Origin of the sequence: Methylobacterium sp. NPDC097929 (assembly GCF_049543375.1) — a bacterium.
GTDB lineage: Bacteria > Pseudomonadota > Alphaproteobacteria > Rhizobiales > Beijerinckiaceae > Methylobacterium.
On the sequence record NZ_JBMVEP010000015.1, the window covers coordinates 1 to 16,400 of the forward strand.

Sequence of the window (16,400 nt, forward strand, 5' to 3'; positions counted from 1 at the left end):
CGCATCCGACATCGCGATCACCCACGTCTATCGCCGTGGCATGCAAAGCCGCGAACACCCGCTGCGTTCCCTCAACCTGCCAAAGTAGTGCTAGGGGCCTCAGGTACCACACACGGGTCCGCTTCAGGGCCTCAGCAAGCCTCTTGGCTGCCTCAGGCTCCAATCGCTGCTCACGGGCCTTGGAGGGCTCAGGGAAGGCTATGGAGTGGACAGGATTGATGAGGATGGGTGTTCCCCACTCCTTACGGGCCACCTCAAGGCAGTGCCTCAGGATGCCTGGCTCCCTACGTACTGTGTCCCTAGAGACCGCCTGAAGCCTGAGGTCCCTATAGGAGGCCACCATATCCGGTATGACACGTGTGACAGCCACCTGAGCCATGGGGTGGGCTAGGAGGGTCTTGATCCGTGATTGCTCGGACCGGCTGCTTCGCTTCCGTGGTGTGACCTGGGTTTCATAGCGCCTCAGGAGATCACCGAGAGTCAGGCCCTTGGCGGCCCGACTGCCTGCCGGGAAATGGCCACGGTCGATGTTGTGTTCCTGCTCTCGGCCCCAAGAGACAGCCTCAGCCTTGGTCGGAAAAGAGCGGGAGAGCGGGGGGTATCCCTCACGCCTGACCTGAGCCTGCCAGGAGCTTCCACGCTTACGAATGGTCGCCATGAGTCGCGCCTTTGCTGTGACAGCGGCGTGACAGACGGACCTTTTGGGGACTGAGGGCTAAACCCTGGAATCCAAATCTGCCTTCAGAGACAGTAGGTTGATTGGCGCACCCGACACGATTCGAACGTGTGACCTTTGCCTTCGGAGGGCTACGCTACCATCCCTTTGAGCAATTAGGGCATTTCATCGCCCTGCACAGCGCCGTTGCGTCGGCGGTCCAGTTGGGCTACTCACGAGCCACGGTCAGCACCCGTAGCTCAGCTGGATAGAGCGTTGCCCTCCGAAGGCTGCTGTCAACGGGTGATGGTCGGTAAGAGATGAATAAAAGGAGTTGATTTACAAGGGTTTGCAGGAGACATCGGTGGAGCTTCCAACTCACAGGTTTTCCGCGTAAGCACCGCGTAAGCAACAGGCACCCATAGCTCAGCTGGATAGAGCGCTACCCTCCGAAGGTAGAGGCCTCAGGTTCGAATCCTGATGGGTGCGCCATCTCTCTCAATGAGGATGGCATCAAGCGGATGGAGTCCGCCTCCGTCTTTCCGAAAGAGCGGTAATTCAATCGGCGCAGCGATCGCTACCGATCTTCTTAAGAGCGGGTCGGCTGTCTTGCGTGGTCCGGCTACTGCCGGCTCGACGGTGGCTACTCAGCCAGCGCGATCTCCGAGAAGTGCTTGCGGATGAAGTCGAGTTTCGGATCGATGTATCGCCGACAAAAAGGCCTGTTCGGGTCGGTGCGATAATAATTCTGATATCGCTCGTCCGAAGCTTTGAAGCCCGCGAACGGCAGGACGAGGGTGTGGACTGGCTTGCCGGTCACCTCAGCGAATCCGCGTATCGCCTCATCGGCTTCGGCTCGCTGACTCTCGTCGAAGATATAGATCGCGCTTCGGTATTTGTTTTGAACCGAACGGGCACGAGTGGCGGAGTGTGTGCGCAGGTGCACCTCGGACAGCGTCTCCAGTCCGATCGCTGAGGGCTCGAAGGTTACTATCACCCCCTCCGCCCACGTGTCGGCCGGCGCCACAGATTGTAGGAAACCCTGGTCGACCTGCGTGACGCCACGCAACGCTTGGAAGACACCCTCGGTGCACCAGTGGCAACCTCCACCGAATCCGACCTTTGCCATACTCAGCTCCTGCGCAAAGGCACAGCGGCCGGGCCGGACTTATCGAGCTGGCGGACGAACGCGATGATCCGCTGTCCGACATCGTTCGGCATTTCGACATGAGGGTAGTGCCCAGCGCCCTCGACAATCATGGTTTCGGCACTGATCCTCGTAGCCAAGCCTCGGGCTTCTTCGACAGGGTCCGGGAAGTCCGGATCCTTTGTGCCCATGACGATGAGGCTCGGCACAGAGATCTCGTCCAAGATCGCTGCGGTGTCAGACTTCGACAATGAGAGCATCGTCAAGAGAGCCCGCATGCGTTTTGGCTCTCTGAGGTTTGCAGCAATCACCGCTTTCACCTCGGCATGATCCGGCGCCGGTTTCGTCGGGAAGAGGCTGCTCCAGTATGTGGTCCAGAACCAGGTTCGCCATGGCCCTGCGAATCCCAGCCCGAGGACAAGTTTCTGGATCGTCGTGAGGGGGAGATCGCGAACGATCGGACCGAGCAGCACCACCCCGTTGACGAGGCTAGGAGCTTCCTTGGCAGCCCAAAGCGCAGAGCCGGCTGCGAACGAGTTGCCCATGATCACAGCTGGCCCGGCAGCCAACTGTCGGAGGATGGCGACGGCGTCGCGGCCTACCGCTCGCGCGGAGTAATCCGACCATTCCGGCGACGATTGGCCGAACCCGCGGACGTCCATCGTCACCACTCGGCATCCCGCATGCTGCAGCATGGGTTTGATGAGGCGATACTCCGATCGCAAGTCACCCATTCCAGGGATGCCCACGACGAGAGGTCCCGTTCCGCCCGTATCGTCGAAGGCTACCCGACCGCCCTCTGTCTGCAGAAACTGGGTCTGCACATCGTTAGACGCCATGAAACGATCCGATCAGTTGAGCAGCAGGCTTATCGGCTGACTTCGAAAAGGAACCACGCACGGCGTTCCGCCTCGTCGGTCCAGGTATCGATAAGGCCGGAGGTCGCGTTGTCCTTAGCCTCGTCGGCGACGTCCTTTGCGCGGCGCAGCGACTCGACCATGTGAAGATTATCGGCGCGCAGCTCCGCCAGCATGTCCTGCGGCGTGACGAACTCCGCGTCGTTGTCCTTGATCGTCTGGTGGCGGGCGATATCGCCGATCGAGCGTATGGTCGTATTGCCGGTCTTCCGGGCACGCTCCGCCATCGCATCGGTCGCTGCGAGGATTTCCGCAGCTTGCTCATCGAGAAGGAGATGGTAGTCCCTGAAGTACGGGCCGGAGACATGCCAGTGAAAGTTTTTGGTCTTGAGGTAGACCGCATAGCTGTTCGCCAAAATGATCTTCAGCGCGTCCGCGACCGTCATGGTCGCGCTCTCGTCGAGGTCAGATGGTGAAGGTACGGTCGCAGCACTGGAGCTTGTCATCGCGTGGACTTCCTCGATGATGGCTTGCACGAAAGATCAGCGCCGGTTCCCTCGCACGCTGAGGTATAGAAGATGAGTTTACCTCAGACCGAAGTCCAATGACCTGTGTCTATAGTTTCGATAGTTCAGGCGACCAGAAGGCGCGCTTGGAGCGGCATGGGAACATGGGAAGGCAGCGAGCCCCACATGCTCAGGCGTTGGGCTGATAGCCCAATACGAAAGCGATAACCTTCTCCGAGGACATCTCGCACGGCTTCAGCGACGCACTGCCCGAAGCAACGCGATACAGATTGAAGCTGACGATGTCGTTCCCTGCCAGTTCTCGAGCAAAAAGGCTGTTCCTCCGTCCATCCTCCGACCGACGAACCGTCACGCCGAAACGCCTGCCTTCGTAAGCGCCTTCGCTATACCCCTCAGGCAGGCGCTCGAAAGCCGTATCGAACTCTGGATGGTCCATTCCGCATCACCGCCAATCGGCCTTCGCCCTGCGAACGTGAGCGCCGCGCCATGCGATTGGGGTCATCGCGTCAGTCTGACATTGCGGCCCCAAAGAAAGCCCGCGTCATTAGCGCTAGCAAAGTCCGGGTCCACATAGATGAAAACACGTTTGATAAGCGCGCCGTCGAACTCGAATACGTTGGCGAAACGGCCTTCGGACAGGCCTTCGACCGGCCACGCCGTGCCATCAGCCATAGCGCCACCTTCAAAGCCTTCCACGATCACGTGGTCACCGGCTACGTGGAAGGTCATGCGATCGAAATCGTGCTCGATCCGCTGAAGCGACCCCAACAGGCCCTTGGCGACTTCCATGAATTCGGCCTTGCCATATCCAACTCCGAACTTCGGGAAGTACGTCACGACATCGTCAGTCAGAATGTCGAGGATGGTGGGATCGCCACTGTCGATCTTCCGGAAATAGTCGGTGGCGACAGCAATGCGCTCTTGGGTTAGGTCTGTATTCGGCACTCTATGAACTCCTGAAATGCGGAAGCCTTGTCCGCTACGGCTTTAAGGATAATGGGCCCGGCAGGATCAGCCGGCCTGCTACCCGGACTTCAACGAAGCGCTCAGGTGCGGAAGCGATCGTCCTTCAGTTATCCGCGTCACACGCCCGTCGAGCATCGTTCAGACCAGGACGCCCCCTGACACATCGATCACTGCGCCAGCGGTGTAGCTTGCAGCAGGACTGACGAGGTAGCTGACGGCGCCCGCCACCTCTTCAATCGTGGCGATCCGACGGATGGGATGCATATCGATCACAGCCTGCGGAAAGTTGTCAGCAACTTCCCCGGTCATGTCGGTCGGCATGATGCCTGGTTGGACTACGTTGACGGTAATGTTGCGGGGGCCAAGATCGCGCTGCACCCCGCGCGCATATCCCGCGATCGCTGCCTTGGTTCCTGCGTAGTCGGCAATTCCCGGCACGATCGCTCGGGTGCCCAGGCCGGAACCTATGAAGACAATGCGGCCACCGTCAGAGATTTTCTGCGCCGCCGCACGCGTGATCGCCACGGTGCCCATGACATTGACCATCCACTGCCTGTCGAACGCGGCGGAATCGAGCGTCGGATCGTCGACCAATTTTCCTTGGACGGCGATTGCGGCGTTGTTGATCAAGATGTCGAGCTTGCCGAGTTCAGCTACGACCTGCTCGACCATGGGCTTGGCGGCCGACGTATCCGCTTGATCGCATCGAATTGCGAGAGCGCGAACGCCTTTGGCCCTCACCACGTCGGCGACGGACTCGGCTTTATCGGCCGAAGCAGCGTAGGTGATAGCAACGTCGGCTCCCTGATCGGCGAGCGTCGCCGCCAGCACGGCGCCAAGGCCTCGAGAGCCACCCGTGATGATAGCGACTTTGCCGTCCAAAACTTTCGACATCGGCGGTTCCTTTCTGAAATCTAATTGCCGGCTGACGGCTAAGCGACGTTGACGCCTTTCCAGAAGGCGATGTGATCCTTGATTGAGCGGGCCGCCGGCGAAGGGTCGGCGTAGGTCCAGGCGGCGTTTGCATTACGCAGGTCACCGACCCGGACATGGAAGTATTGCGCTGTCCCCTTCACAGGACAGACAGACGTATGCTCGCTTGGTATTAGATACTGCCGGTCAACTGATTGAGGCGGGAAATAATGGTTTCCATCCACGACCATAGTCTCGTCGCTGACCGCGAGGGTGACATCGTTCCAAACTGCTGAGACCAAACCGGACTCCTCTCTTGTCGTTCAGCCACGTTCATCGACAAGTGGCCCTATCGGGGGGACAAATCAGTTCGCCGGGGTTTGTCCGGCAAGCAGCTTGTCGAGCGAGCCATCTGCATCGAGCGCAACGAGGTCGTCGGAGCCGCCGACATGCGTCTCGTTGATAAAGATCTGCGGCACGGTGCTACGCCCCGACGTCTCGATCATCGCCTTCCGGTGTGCAGGATCGGCTTCGATATCAAGCTCGGTGAATGCCACGCCCTTCTCTTTGAGGAGCGCCTTCGCGCGGCGGCAGAACGGGCACCAACTCGTGGTGTAGATCAGGACTTCAGGCTTCATGTTGCATCTCCAATCGTTGAGGGATGACGGGCCGTCCGCATTCGCGGCGTGTCATCCGAAGGTGAAGGCGAAGGCTTGCGCCCCAGGGTCGAGAAACTCGATTTCGAAGGCGCGCTCGCGGACTTCACCGCTCTGGCGCACGAGTTGGTAGAGACGCTGCGTGTCGATGACTCCCGTGCCGGCGGCATCGACGTCACTGCCGTGGTCGCCGGCCGGCGCCTTGCCGTCCAGGGTCACGCGGAACCGAACCGGACGACCTGAGGCCGATGGGCCGAGCACGAGATGGAGGTCTCGGGCATGGAAGCGATAGACGATGCGCGCGCTGGGGCTTCGCGTCTCCGCATACTCCTCCCGCACCGTCCAGACGCCGGACAGGGCCCATCCGTTCAAAGGCAAGCGAGCGGGTGTCGAGTACTCGCGCTCCACGTCCGGAGCGAGCCCGCCTGGGGATTGGAGCCGCGCGAAGCGAGCAAAGCCTAGATAGGTCTCCGGCGAGCGAACGTCGTTCCAACTCGGCGCGGCGGCAGCGCCACTAACACGCACTGACACTGTGCGCATGTCGCCGACAGCCTGACCGTTCTCAGCGAGCAGCCTCTGAATGACTTTCTCGGACTCGGCATAATTGCCCTCTCCGAAGTGGTGGTAACGGATGCGGCCTTGGCCATCGACGAAGTAGTGTGCCGGCCAGTACTGGTTGTTGAATGCGCGCCAGATCCTGTGGTCGTTATCCAGCGCTACGGGGTACGTGACCTCAAAATCTCGCACGGCTTTCGCCACGTTCGCCGCATCTTTTTCGAACGCGAACTCCGGTGCATGAATGCCGACGACGACCAGGCCGGCCGAGCGATACTTCTCCTCCCAGGCACGCACATAAGGCAACGTGCGAAGGCAGTTGATACAGCTGTAGGTCCAGAAGTCGACGAGAACGACCTTGCCGCGAAGATCCTCGGCCGTGAGCGGAGCGGAGTTAAGCCAGCTCGTCGCCCCTTCAAGTGAAGGCATGATTCCTTCGACACCAAGGGCGCCGTCAGCCAAAACGCTCGTTTCGGACGATCGCCGGCCGAGACGGAACTGATCAAGGAGCGTCTGCTCGACGGTCGCCGTGCCGGACAGCGAGAGTCTGGTGAGAAGCCCGGTATCCAGTCCGAGCGCGATGGCCGCGACGGAAACCAGGACCAGCGCTCCGAGCGAACGCCGCATCCAATTTCCAACTCTGATCGACCGCTTCATCGCGCCGAAGACACGTCCGCCGATCAGCAATGCCAAGGCGAGCGAGGTAGCCGCACCGGCTGCGTAGGCGAACAAGAGAAGCGATGTGCCGACGTTTGCTCCCTGAAGAGCAGCGCCGGTCAACACCAGTCCAAGAACAGGGCCGGCGCATGGAGCCCAAAGCAGGCCCGTGGCGACACCAAGTAAGAGAGAAGCGAAGAACCCACTTCTTTCTGGCCCGTCAGGACCGGCGGTGCGCGTGAGCCGATCACCGAGGCTGACGAGTGGCCGAGTTGCCCTGTCGGCGAGCGAGGGGAGCAAAAGGAGAAGGCCGAACAGCCCTAAGATGACGAGGGCAGCCAACCGTCCCGCGTTGTTCGCCTGTACAGCCCAGCCCCCACCGACCGCTGCCAACGTCGCGACACCCGCGAAGGTTGCGGCCATGCCGAGCAGGAGGGGTAAGCCGCTACGGAGGAAGGGCTGATCCGAGCGGGCGAAGACGAATGGCAGAACCGGCAGGATGCAGGGACTGATTATGGTGAGGACGCCAGCGAGGTAAGAGAGGATCAGGAGGACGATCACAACCGCACCTCCAGCGAATTGTCGCTAAGCCGCGATTTTTGCGCGCTATCACTCGCGGGGCTGCCGTCTCTTTTCCCGGAGAAGGCGACATGCGCGGGCATCGTGGACATCACGCCGCCATCTTTCGGACCGTGTCCAAGACACGGTCTTGCCGGTATGGCTTGGGGAAGAACACAACGTCCGCTGGAACGACGGCTTCGTCAGGCCAAGGCCTCCCGGACGTGATGATGATCTGGATGGTTGGCCACCGCCGGCGGATGCAAATGGCGAGCATGATGCCATCGATGCCGCCGGGCATGTTCACGTCCGTGAACACGACGCGCACATCCAGTCGTTCCTCCAGGGTCATGAGCGCGGCGGATGCATTTGGCGCCTGCAAGACTTCGAAGCCCGCCTCCTCGATCATGTCCGTTGCAAACAGACGGAGAAGTGGTTCGTCTTCGACGACGAGCACCACGGGTTTCATCATTCCACGCATACCCCCATTAACCTTGAACCAGGTGACGCATGGAGGCGTGCAGATCGGCCGTTAACCCGGCGGGCTCGTAGCGAACATCGACGCCTCCGGTGCCGACCAGGCCGATGTTGATCAGCTTCGATCCAAAGCCTCGGCGAGTTGGAGGCACAACCGGAGGCCCACCCCGTTCCCGCCATTCCACGCGGAGAAGGTCGTCGTCCTGGCCGACCTCGACATCCCACGACAGCGAGACGTGGCCGCCGTCGCTGGTCAGCGAGCCGTATTTACAGGCGTTGGTCAGCAACTCGTGGACGATAAGGGAAAACGAGAGCGCCGCTCGTGGCCCCAGCGCCACCGCCGGCCCACTCATGTCGACCCTATCTGAGAACCCGATCGCGTCGATCACTGTCGCTGCGACAGCTTGCAGGTCAGCTTGTGTCCAACTCATTTGGAGCAAGGCGTCGTGCGCCGCGCTCAGAGCCATCAGCCGACGCTCGAAGGCGTAGACCGCCTCGCGATCGGTGACGCTTCGCAGCGTTTGGCTGGCGATGGTCTGAACCATGGTGAGCATGTTCTTCAGGCGGTGAGCAATCTCGCCGTTCACTATGAGTTGCTGCTGCTCGGTACGATGCCTCGCGACGCCGGCCTCGAGCCGGTCTGCCGCACTTCGCAGAAACGAGATTTCCTCTGCGGGCCAAGGTCGGGGATGCGCCGAGTGAACGAAGAAGACGGCGATGGTTTTGCCACGATCTCGAACCGGCATGTCGACCAGCGACCGAACGCCGACCCGCATTGCGCTCTCGAGCTTGTGCAGAGTGCGATCGTCGGTCAGGGCGTCCCAAACGACGAGAGGGTCGCCAACGACGAGCGGCTCGCGCAAGCTCCCGTACTCGTCGAGACGGTGGCGCCCGGCAATGCTCACGGCCCCCGGCGCCGTCCAATCGGTTTCGACGTCAATCGTATCGACGTTCTCGTTGACGGATCCGAACCCGGCTCGGTCTGCGGAGAGCGCTCGGCCGACGATGGCGGCGGTCGCCGAAGCCATCTCTGCGGTGTCGTGGCTGCTCCGAATGGTCTCGCCGATTTCGACCAAGGCGGTCTGCAGGGCTGTGAGGCGCTCGCTCGCCGTTGCGATCCGGCGCAGTTCGAGATTTTCGCTAGCGAGACGGGCGAGCGCCTGCAGCATCGCCTTTTCCATCTCGCTGAGCCCTTCAGGCCGCGGAACGGTATCGATGACGCACAGGCGACCCACGATCGCTCCGGATCGCAGGACTAGCGGTGCGCCAGCGTAGGCGCGAAAGTGCCTGGCGCCTGTGACGAGCGGATTGCGCTTGGTCCGCGCATCATTTGTGAGGTCGACGATCTCGAGAAGATCGCCCTGATCGATCTCGATCCGACAGACAGAGTGTTCGATCTCCGTCTCGCATACCTCAAGCCCGTACTTGGCTTTGAACCATTGCCGGTCAGTATCCAGCAGGGTGATGAGCGCAATGGGAACGTCACAGGCCTTCGCGGCGACAAAAACGAGATCGTCGAAGGCTTGCTCATCCGGTGTGTCGAGCACCATGAGGTCTGCAAGCGCCCGCGCCCGCTGTGCCGCCCCGAAATCGGTTCTGTCAGCGCTCAGGCTCACCGCAGTTCTCCTGGATGATGCCTCGAAGGTCGAGCGTGGCCGATCATCGGCGTTTCCCGCGTCATGTCAGTGCCCCCTCATGCGGGGCGGCCACTGCGATGACGGCACGCCCGCATGGCCGCTCTGATCGGCGATGGGGTCACCGACGGCGAGGACGATCTTGCCCTGGATATGGCCTGCCTCTGCGCGTTCGTGAGCGACGGCCGCTTCGGAAAGCGGATATGTGCTATCGACGGCGACGCGAACCGCACCGCTGTCGAGCAAGCGAGCTAGCTTGGCCAACTGATCGCCACTGGAACGCACCTGCGTCGCCGAAACGGTCACTCCCCGGTCGGCAGCTTCATCATGTCCGGCAAAGCCAAGGGGAAAAATCGGGAACAGCGCTCCGCCCCGACGTATGGTCCGAAGGAAGCGGCCGGAGGTCGGACCGCCGACCGCATCGACGACAAGATCGATGTCTCGCACATCGTCTTCGGGTTTGGTCTTCGTGTAGTCGATGAACTCGTCGGCACCCAGTTCGCGGAGGAACGCTTCGTGCCGGGTTGAAGCGACCGCGATGACACGCGCGCCTTCGTGCTTTGCCAACTGCAATGCCAGATGACCGACACCCCCCGCAGCGCCGTTGATCATAACGCTCTTCCCAGCCAACGGGACCGGGGTGTGGCGCTCGGACTGCAGCGGGTTCTGCTCGTTATGGCCTAGCTCGATCAGGAACTGCCAAGCGGTCAGCCCCGACATGGGAACGGCGGCTGCATGAATATGGTCCAGGTGCCGGGGCTTGGCCGCAACGTCGGAAGCAGGCGCGGAAACATACTCGGCGTATCCCAGGCTCTCGCCGAAGCTGGGAAAGCGGATCATTCCGAAAACTTCGTCGCCCACCGAGAACGCGGTCACATCGTCGGCGACCTTCTCGACGATCCCGGACACATCCGAGCCGGGTATGGCGGGGAATGTCACCGACGGCCGCCACTCGGGCGGCAGAGCCTTGTATCCCTCGCGGAGATACCAGTCGGGCGGGTTGAGGCCTGCCGCTTGTACACGGACGAGCACCTCCCCCGGCTTTGTCACAGGTGTCGGCGCGTCCTCATAACGAAGGAGATGGGGAGCGCCGAACTCATGGAAGCGGATCGCCTTCATTTTTCGTCCTCCGATCAGACGCGTTCGAGGAGGGCGACAGTGCCTTGACCGCCATCGGCGCAGATGCTGACGATCCCGCGAGATCCGACCGGCATGGCCCACAGCTCTTTCACAGCTTGGCTGAGATCACGCGCGCCGGTCGCGCCGAAGGGATGTCCGATGGCTACCGAGCCGCCGTTGGGATTGACGCGATCCCAATCGAAGTTGCCCATCTCGGCCGAAACATGGGCCTTCTGTCGGACCCAGTTCGGATCGGTGATGGCCGCGACGTTGGCCAGCACCTGTGCCGCGAAAGCCTCGTGGATTTCCCAAAGTGCGATGTCGGCGAAGCCAAGGTGATGGCGCGCGAGAAGTCGTGGAATGGCATAGGACGGCGCCATCAGCAGCCCCTCCGTGCGCAGGTCGACCGCCGAGACTTCGTAGTCGACTATCCGCGCATAGGGCGTGCCATCGGGTAACCTCTTCAGACCCTCTTCGTTGGACACCCAACAACCGGCCGCCCCATCCGTGATGGGGGAGCTGTTGCCGGCTGTCAGGCTACCCATCCCGCTCTCACGATCAAAGGCGGGCTTCAAACCGGATAGACGTTCGGCGGATGTGTCCGCGCGCGGGTTGGCATCGCGGGAAAGCTCCGGCAGCGAGATCACGAGGTCATCGAAGAAGCCGCCGTCCCAGCCGGCGACGGCGCGCTGGTGGCTTTTTAGAGCCCAATCATCTTGAGCCTCACGCGAGATGCGCCACGCCTTGGCGGTCTCCTCCATGTGATCGCCCATTGTCCTGCCCGTAAGGCGGTTGGCCCAGCCCTTGGTGGGGAGCACATAGTCTTGAGGGGTCAACGCCCCCAGGGCGGCAAGTGCCGCAGCCGGATCCTGCGCGAAGAGATCGGTAAGTCGTTTAGATGCCTCAGCGGTGAGAGCGAGCGACGGTCGGCTCATGACCTCAGACCCGCCGACCAGTATCAGGTTGAGCCCGCCGCCGAGCATCCCGGCTGCGGCGAAGCTCGCGGTCATGCTGGTCGAGCACGCTAGGACTACGGAGAATGCTGGAACGTTGGGGTTGAGCTTCGCGTCCAGCCAGATTTCGCGAGCGATATTGCTCCAGCCCAGGTTTGGGATGACGGTTCCCCAGATCGTCAGATCGGGCTCAGTACGCTTCGCCAATTCTTGGACGACTGGCACTGACAACGAGACCGCGTCATAATTTGCCAACGCTCCTCCGCCACGACCGAATGGTGTCCGCAAGCCTGCGGCTATGAAAACTGGTTCGGCGAAGCGGCTCACGGTGATCTCCCAAAGCAAAAGATTCTAATTAGACGGGGTGGCTTGGTGCGGTCCGCTGACGGCAGGCGCCGCCCGTCAGGGCGTCTCCCCATCCCTGAGGTCGATGACCATTTTTCCGATGTTTCTTCCGGCGAAGAGATCGAGGAACGCCGAAGGGGTTTTCTCGAGGCCGTGAACAACCGTCTCCTGCCATTTGACCTTCCCATCGGCGATCCACCGGGTGACGTCGCGCTGGAAATCTTCCCAGAGCGACATGTTGTGGACGGTGATGAAGCCTTGCAGCAGGAGGCTCTTCTCAATAACCGCATAGATGTTGCGGGGACCGACCGGCTCGCTGTTGTATTGCTCGATCATTCCACACAGAGCGAAGCGGGCGAAGTCATTGGCCGCCTCAAGCGCCGCTTCGAGGTGCGTGCCACCGACGTTGTCAAAATAGATGTCGACGCCCTTAGGCGCGGCTTCGCGAAGTGCTGCGACCATGTCGTCCGTATTCTTGTAGTTTATCGTGGCATCGGCGCCTGCTTCCTCGCGCAGCCAACGCAATTTGTCCTCGCCGCCCGCGGACGCGACGACACGGCATTCCTTAATCTTTGCGATTTGGACAGCGAGCGATCCGACCGACCCCGCTGCTGCTGACACGAACACAGTCTCACCAGCTCGCGGCTTTCCGATCTTGAGCATGCCGATGTAGGCGGCGAAGCCGGGGAAACCGAGCGGGCCCAGATACGCCTGCTCCGGAATCGTCGTATCGATCCTCGTAGCGGATGCGGCGTCGATGATCGCGCGGTCGCGCCAGCCGGCAAAGTGGCTCACGACCTCGCCAAGGCCGAACCGGTCATCCTTGCTTTCGACCACGACGCCGATCGCGGCGCCATCCAGAGGCTCGCCAACTTGGAAAGGCGGCATGTAGCTGTCTCGACCGGTCATGCGACCTCGCATGTAAGGGTCAACGGAGAGCCAACGGTTGGCGACGAGCAGTTGTCCTCGCTCTGGCGTGGGGAGATCCTGCTCGACGAGCTCGAAGTTGTCGGCCTGTGGTAGCCCTTCGGGACGACTTCTAAGGTGAAATTGACGGGCCATGATTGTCATGGGCGAAGCCCTTCCCGGACAAAGCTTGAGCTGGGCGCGCCCGCGTGACGGGATACGATCATCTGGCCGCCCCTACCCACCGTAGCGCTCGGTCTTGATGATCGAGACGCCCAGCCCTGCCGACAATGCGCTGTCCGTCGCGATGTTGACGAAACCGTTCGACCCGCAAACGAACACGTGGCCCGGGTCGCGACCGAGACGTGCGATTGTCGCCTGGACGATCCCGTCGTCGATCCGTCGGCCATAGTCCGAGGCGCGCCTCGGTGCTTCGCGCGTAATCGCGAGCGTCAAGACGAACGTGGGATCGCTCATCTCGATTGAGTGGAGCTCGCTGGAGAAGAGCACGTCCTCACTGGTTCGCGCCGACAAGAGCAGAGCGACTGGCACGGCCTGTGCTGATGCCCGGCGCTGCCGGATCATCGCCATCAGCGGCACTACGCCTGAACCTGCGCCGATCAGCAGCACCGGCTTGTCGGCAGGCTCGGGCCAAAGGAAGTGGCCTCCAAGCGGTCCCCTGAGTTCGATCTCGTCGCCGGCTGCGGCGACATCGTGGAAGAATGGCGAAACTTCGCCATTCGGCAGGCGCTCGATGGCGAGCTCCAGGGTCGGTGAAGAGCCCGCCGACGATGCGATCGAATAACTGCGCATGGCCTGATAGCCGTCTGGGGCGGTCAGCCGGACGTCGACGTGCTGGCCTGCTGTATGGACGAACGGTTCCGGCAACCGCAGGAAGAAGCTCTTGATACTCGGTGTCTGTTGGACGATTTCGTCGATCACGCCTGACTGCCACGACGCGGGTTGTGCGTCGAACTCAGTCATGGGTGTACCGTTGCTCGCGCCACGGATCACCGTAGATGTGATAACCGCGCAACTCCCAGAACCCGGCCTCGTCGCGAGTGGTGAACTGCAGCGCATTCACCCACTTGGCGGACTTCCAGAAGTAGAGATGCGGAACAAGAAGGCGCGCTGGTCCGCCATGGTCGCGGGGAAGCGGCTGGCCCGCGTAGTTCAGCGCGACCATAGCCTTGCCGGACAACATGTCCGCGAGCGGAACATTCGTCGAATAGCCATCGTAGCAGTGCGCAAGAACGAAGTCTGTTGGCTGTTCAACTCCAGCGTCCGCGAGGATGTCCTCGATCAGCACGCCTTCCCACTTCGTGTCGAGCTTGGACCACGACGTGACGCAGTGAATGTCTTTGGTCACTTTGGTCTTTGGAAGGGCGTTGAATTCGCTCCAACTCCAGACCTTGACGGGTTTCGGACCGATCTTGACCGTGAACTTCCAGTCGGACGTCTCGATACGAGGCGTCGGCCCGGCGGTAAGAACGGGAAAGTTCTCCACGAGATGTTGACCTGGCGGAATACGGCCCTCGTGGTCGCCGCCTGAACCGCGGCCGGTGAAACCTCTGGTGACCATGCCGAACCCCCTTGCTCGTCACGACAGACCGACCGACTTCATCTCAGGCTAATGCGTAGATGATCCTCGCAAATGAAAGATATCGAGCGGATCGCAAAGCTGATGTTCAGACAACCGGGTGTTAAATCAGTAGAGACACGCAATTTGTCACTATGACTCGCGATAATCCCGCGTCGACTATAGCTTTATATCAGACTGCTTTCCCAATGCCCTGTCGCTATAGTTTCGATAGCCTTGAACCTGTGTTGCGTGCGCGTCATGGCTCGTGGGAGAGATGAAGCTTCGCGAGGTGAGGTCGCCAGCATTCGACTGCGGCGCGCACAGGAGGTCGTCATTCCCATCCAAGACGAGATTATCGAAGCGCTCGGCGTTTCCGCGTCGTTCGATGCCCGACGCGAGGCGGCAGAACGCGCCGCCTTCCTCCGAGACTATCTGAGGTCGTCAGGGCAGCGAGCGTATGTGCTTGGAATCAGCGGCGGGGTCGATTCCCTGACGGCGGGCCTAATCGCGCAATCGGCCGTGAAGGATCTGCGTCAGATCGGGTACGAGTGCGAGTTTGTGGCGGTGCGGCTGCCCTATGGCGAACAGACGGATGAGCGCGATGCTCAGCTCGCTTTGTCAGCCATCAGGCCCGACCGCGTCGCGGTGATCAATGTAAGGCCCGCGACAGACGCGCTGTGGAACGAGATGACAGGCTCCGGACACGAGCCCGTCGACCCCGGCCAACGCAGCACGGTGTTCGGGAACATCAAGGCACGCCAACGGATGGTCGCCCAGTTTGCTCTCGCGGGGACCCTGGGCGGCCTTGTGATCGGCACGGACCATGCAGCCGAAGCAGTGATGGGTTTCTTCACAAAGTTCGGCGATGGCGCGGCCGATGTTCTCCCTCTCGCCGGACTCAATAAGCGGCGCGTTCGCGCAATCGCGTCTCATCTGGGCGCCCCGGCGAAGTTAATAGGCAAGGTTCCCACTGCAGATTTGGATGACGCGATGCCGCTACGCCCCGACGAAGATTTCTACGGCGTGACCTATGATGAGATCGACGACTACCTCGAAGGAAGGGGTGTGGCCCCGGCGGCGGTCGAGACGATCCAGAGAGCGTACCGAGCCACCGCGCATAAGCGCGCGCTGCCTGTGGCGCCCAACGTGCAGCTTCCGGCGCCGTAAGGGTCGAGCGAACGCCTGAATTCGCCCCCCCAAGACATAGAAACTATGTCACGCCGCTATTGGAAAAGACCGGCTTTGGAATTCATAGTCAACCACGTAAACTTGTGGCCGCGACGGGTATAGTTGAGACAAGGCTCTGGTCTTATCGACTATTCAACGCTCGGGCTATGGGATGGTGAAGTATAGCAGTCACCCTGCGGTCGCGATTTTTCGCTGCGGGTCGGGCACATGCTTCGTGTTCGGAGATAGAAATGAGCGCGGCCGAACGTCAAGCGCCAGAGCTTCGTGTTGATCGGTGGATCGGCGTGGATGGAAGCGACCTTAAGACGCCGATCAAGCTGTCGGATTTCGGCATAGGGCCGAAGGTCGTTTTCGCGTTTCAGCACTGGTGCAGAGGCTGCCATCTGCATGGGTTTCCCACACTGCAGAAATTGCACGGTGCGCTGCAATCCAGGGGCGTGGGCTTCGCAGTGATCCAAACAGTCTTCGAAGGAGCGCACGAAAATACATTCGACAAGTTGCGCATCAATCAGGTGAAGTACGGTCTCCCCATCGCTTTCGGGCACGACGAACCGCCGGCTGGAGCCGCGTTTCCTACGTTCATGGAGGATTACCGAACACGGGGAACGCCTTGGTTCACGGTCATCAATGCCGATGGTCGGATCGTCTTTTCGGATTTCCACCTCGACGCAGATCGTTTGGTGGCGGAACTGGAGAGCACGTGAGA

The 16,400-nt window shown here is 61.1% G+C and carries 18 protein-coding genes, 1 tRNA gene and 1 pseudogene; 3 read left to right on the forward strand and 17 right to left on the reverse strand.

Annotation, left to right across the window (positions count from 1 at the left end):
• A pseudogene (locus tag ACPCJR_RS22925) lies at positions 1 to 370 on the reverse strand (hypothetical protein); the annotation flags it as partial.
• A gap of 700 nt (positions 371 to 1,070) precedes the next feature.
• Here ACPCJR_RS22925 and ACPCJR_RS22930 point away from each other — a divergent pair.
• Positions 1,071 to 1,147 (forward strand) — tRNA-Arg (locus tag ACPCJR_RS22930).
• Between the two features lie 151 nt (positions 1,148 to 1,298).
• On the opposite strand, the gene ACPCJR_RS22935 is transcribed toward ACPCJR_RS22930, so the two are convergent.
• The 16 genes from ACPCJR_RS22935 to ACPCJR_RS23010 all read right to left on the reverse strand — a co-directional run bounded on the left by ACPCJR_RS22935 (position 1,299) and on the right by ACPCJR_RS23010 (position 14,506).
• The gene (locus ACPCJR_RS22935; protein ID WP_391515269.1) at positions 1,299 to 1,784 is read right to left on the reverse strand and encodes a peptide-methionine (S)-S-oxide reductase; all 486 of its coding nucleotides are present in this window, start codon (positions 1,782 to 1,784) and stop codon (positions 1,299 to 1,301) included.
• A 2-nt stretch (positions 1,785 to 1,786) separates the two neighbouring features.
• A complete protein-coding gene (locus ACPCJR_RS22940) occupies positions 1,787 to 2,641 on the reverse strand; it encodes an alpha/beta fold hydrolase (protein ID WP_066762409.1) in 855 nt (284 codons plus the stop codon).
• A gap of 29 nt (positions 2,642 to 2,670) precedes the next feature.
• The gene (locus ACPCJR_RS22945) at positions 2,671 to 3,165 is read right to left on the reverse strand and encodes a Dps family protein (RefSeq protein WP_066762407.1); all 495 of its coding nucleotides are present in this window, start codon (positions 3,163 to 3,165) and stop codon (positions 2,671 to 2,673) included.
• A 190-nt stretch (positions 3,166 to 3,355) separates the two neighbouring features.
• A complete protein-coding gene (locus ACPCJR_RS22950; protein WP_024588016.1) occupies positions 3,356 to 3,622 on the reverse strand; it encodes a hypothetical protein in 267 nt (88 codons plus the stop codon).
• A 62-nt stretch (positions 3,623 to 3,684) separates the two neighbouring features.
• A complete protein-coding gene (locus ACPCJR_RS22955; RefSeq protein ID WP_066762405.1) occupies positions 3,685 to 4,131 on the reverse strand; it encodes a nuclear transport factor 2 family protein in 447 nt (148 codons plus the stop codon).
• Between the two features lie 159 nt (positions 4,132 to 4,290).
• Positions 4,291 to 5,046 carry an SDR family NAD(P)-dependent oxidoreductase gene (locus ACPCJR_RS22960; protein ID WP_391515267.1) on the reverse strand — a complete coding sequence of 252 codons (756 nt, stop codon included), beginning with the start codon at positions 5,044 to 5,046 and terminating at the stop codon, positions 4,291 to 4,293.
• Positions 5,047 to 5,084: 38 nt separating this feature from the next.
• Entirely contained in the window at positions 5,085 to 5,366 is a 282-nt protein-coding gene (locus ACPCJR_RS22965; protein WP_082733349.1) for a DUF427 domain-containing protein, read from the reverse strand.
• Between the two features lie 63 nt (positions 5,367 to 5,429).
• Positions 5,430 to 5,702: a glutaredoxin 3 gene (grxC, locus tag ACPCJR_RS22970; RefSeq protein WP_066762402.1), complete on the reverse strand. Its 273-nt coding sequence runs from the start codon at positions 5,700 to 5,702 to the stop codon at positions 5,430 to 5,432.
• A gap of 51 nt (positions 5,703 to 5,753) precedes the next feature.
• Positions 5,754 to 7,490, reverse strand: a complete 1,737-nt coding sequence (locus ACPCJR_RS22975) for a cytochrome c biogenesis protein DipZ (protein WP_066762439.1) — start codon at positions 7,488 to 7,490, stop codon at positions 5,754 to 5,756.
• Positions 7,491 to 7,602: 112 nt separating this feature from the next.
• On the reverse strand, positions 7,603 to 7,959 hold the full coding sequence (locus tag ACPCJR_RS22980) for a response regulator (RefSeq protein ID WP_396652006.1): 357 nt from the start codon (positions 7,957 to 7,959) through the stop codon (positions 7,603 to 7,605).
• Between the two features lie 19 nt (positions 7,960 to 7,978).
• On the reverse strand, positions 7,979 to 9,583 hold the full coding sequence (locus tag ACPCJR_RS22985; protein ID WP_391515265.1) for a sensor histidine kinase: 1,605 nt from the start codon (positions 9,581 to 9,583) through the stop codon (positions 7,979 to 7,981).
• Positions 9,584 to 9,649: 66 nt separating this feature from the next.
• Complete coding sequence (locus ACPCJR_RS22990; protein ID WP_206431367.1) at positions 9,650 to 10,720, reverse strand: NADP-dependent oxidoreductase; 1,071 nt, start codon at positions 10,718 to 10,720, stop codon at positions 9,650 to 9,652.
• A 14-nt stretch (positions 10,721 to 10,734) separates the two neighbouring features.
• Positions 10,735 to 12,000, reverse strand: coding sequence for a thiolase family protein (locus ACPCJR_RS22995; protein WP_126003858.1), 1,266 nt, complete (start codon positions 11,998 to 12,000; stop codon positions 10,735 to 10,737).
• 75 nt (positions 12,001 to 12,075) lie between these two features.
• Positions 12,076 to 13,089, reverse strand: a complete 1,014-nt coding sequence (locus tag ACPCJR_RS23000; RefSeq protein ID WP_066762394.1) for an NADP-dependent oxidoreductase — start codon at positions 13,087 to 13,089, stop codon at positions 12,076 to 12,078.
• Positions 13,090 to 13,161: 72 nt separating this feature from the next.
• Complete coding sequence (locus ACPCJR_RS23005) at positions 13,162 to 13,908, reverse strand: ferredoxin reductase (protein ID WP_066762391.1); 747 nt, start codon at positions 13,906 to 13,908, stop codon at positions 13,162 to 13,164.
• Positions 13,901 to 14,506: a sulfite oxidase-like oxidoreductase gene (locus tag ACPCJR_RS23010; RefSeq protein ID WP_066762388.1), complete on the reverse strand. Its 606-nt coding sequence runs from the start codon at positions 14,504 to 14,506 to the stop codon at positions 13,901 to 13,903. Before ACPCJR_RS23010 ends, ACPCJR_RS23005 begins: the two co-directional genes overlap by 8 nt.
• 249 nt (positions 14,507 to 14,755) lie before the next feature.
• On the opposite strand from ACPCJR_RS23010, the gene nadE reads away from it, so the two are divergent.
• Together nadE and ACPCJR_RS23020 are read left to right on the forward strand one after the other, a co-directional pair.
• Complete coding sequence (gene nadE / locus ACPCJR_RS23015; protein WP_391515261.1) at positions 14,756 to 15,673, forward strand: ammonia-dependent NAD(+) synthetase; 918 nt, start codon at positions 14,756 to 14,758, stop codon at positions 15,671 to 15,673.
• A gap of 251 nt (positions 15,674 to 15,924) precedes the next feature.
• The gene (locus ACPCJR_RS23020; protein ID WP_066762385.1) at positions 15,925 to 16,398 is read left to right on the forward strand and encodes a peroxiredoxin family protein; all 474 of its coding nucleotides are present in this window, start codon (positions 15,925 to 15,927) and stop codon (positions 16,396 to 16,398) included.
• The last annotated feature ends 2 nt before the right edge of the window (positions 16,399 to 16,400 follow it).

What these genes read in the sequence shown, in the direction of transcription:
- grxC (WP_066762402.1), bottom strand. Translation starts at nt 5,702, where the DNA reads ATGAAGCCTGAAGTCCTGATCTACACCACGAGTTGGTGCCCGTTCTGC.
- ACPCJR_RS22950 (WP_024588016.1), bottom strand. Translation starts at nt 3,622, where the DNA reads ATGGACCATCCAGAGTTCGATACGGCTTTCGAGCGCCTGCCTGAGGGG.
- ACPCJR_RS22940 (WP_066762409.1), bottom strand. Translation starts at nt 2,641, where the DNA reads ATGGCGTCTAACGATGTGCAGACCCAGTTTCTGCAGACAGAGGGCGGT.
- ACPCJR_RS23020 (WP_066762385.1), top strand. Translation starts at nt 15,925, where the DNA reads ATGAGCGCGGCCGAACGTCAAGCGCCAGAGCTTCGTGTTGATCGGTGG.
- ACPCJR_RS23010 (WP_066762388.1), bottom strand. Translation starts at nt 14,506, where the DNA reads ATGGTCACCAGAGGTTTCACCGGCCGCGGTTCAGGCGGCGACCACGAG.
- ACPCJR_RS22990 (WP_206431367.1), bottom strand. Translation starts at nt 10,720, where the DNA reads ATGAAGGCGATCCGCTTCCATGAGTTCGGCGCTCCCCATCTCCTTCGT.
- ACPCJR_RS22945 (WP_066762407.1), bottom strand. Translation starts at nt 3,165, where the DNA reads ATGACAAGCTCCAGTGCTGCGACCGTACCTTCACCATCTGACCTCGAC.
- ACPCJR_RS22960 (WP_391515267.1), bottom strand. Translation starts at nt 5,046, where the DNA reads ATGTCGAAAGTTTTGGACGGCAAAGTCGCTATCATCACGGGTGGCTCT.
- ACPCJR_RS22935 (WP_391515269.1), bottom strand. Translation starts at nt 1,784, where the DNA reads ATGGCAAAGGTCGGATTCGGTGGAGGTTGCCACTGGTGCACCGAGGGT.
- ACPCJR_RS23005 (WP_066762391.1), bottom strand. Translation starts at nt 13,908, where the DNA reads ATGACTGAGTTCGACGCACAACCCGCGTCGTGGCAGTCAGGCGTGATC.
- ACPCJR_RS23000 (WP_066762394.1), bottom strand. Translation starts at nt 13,089, where the DNA reads ATGACAATCATGGCCCGTCAATTTCACCTTAGAAGTCGTCCCGAAGGG.
- ACPCJR_RS22980 (WP_396652006.1), bottom strand. Translation starts at nt 7,959, where the DNA reads ATGAAACCCGTGGTGCTCGTCGTCGAAGACGAACCACTTCTCCGTCTG.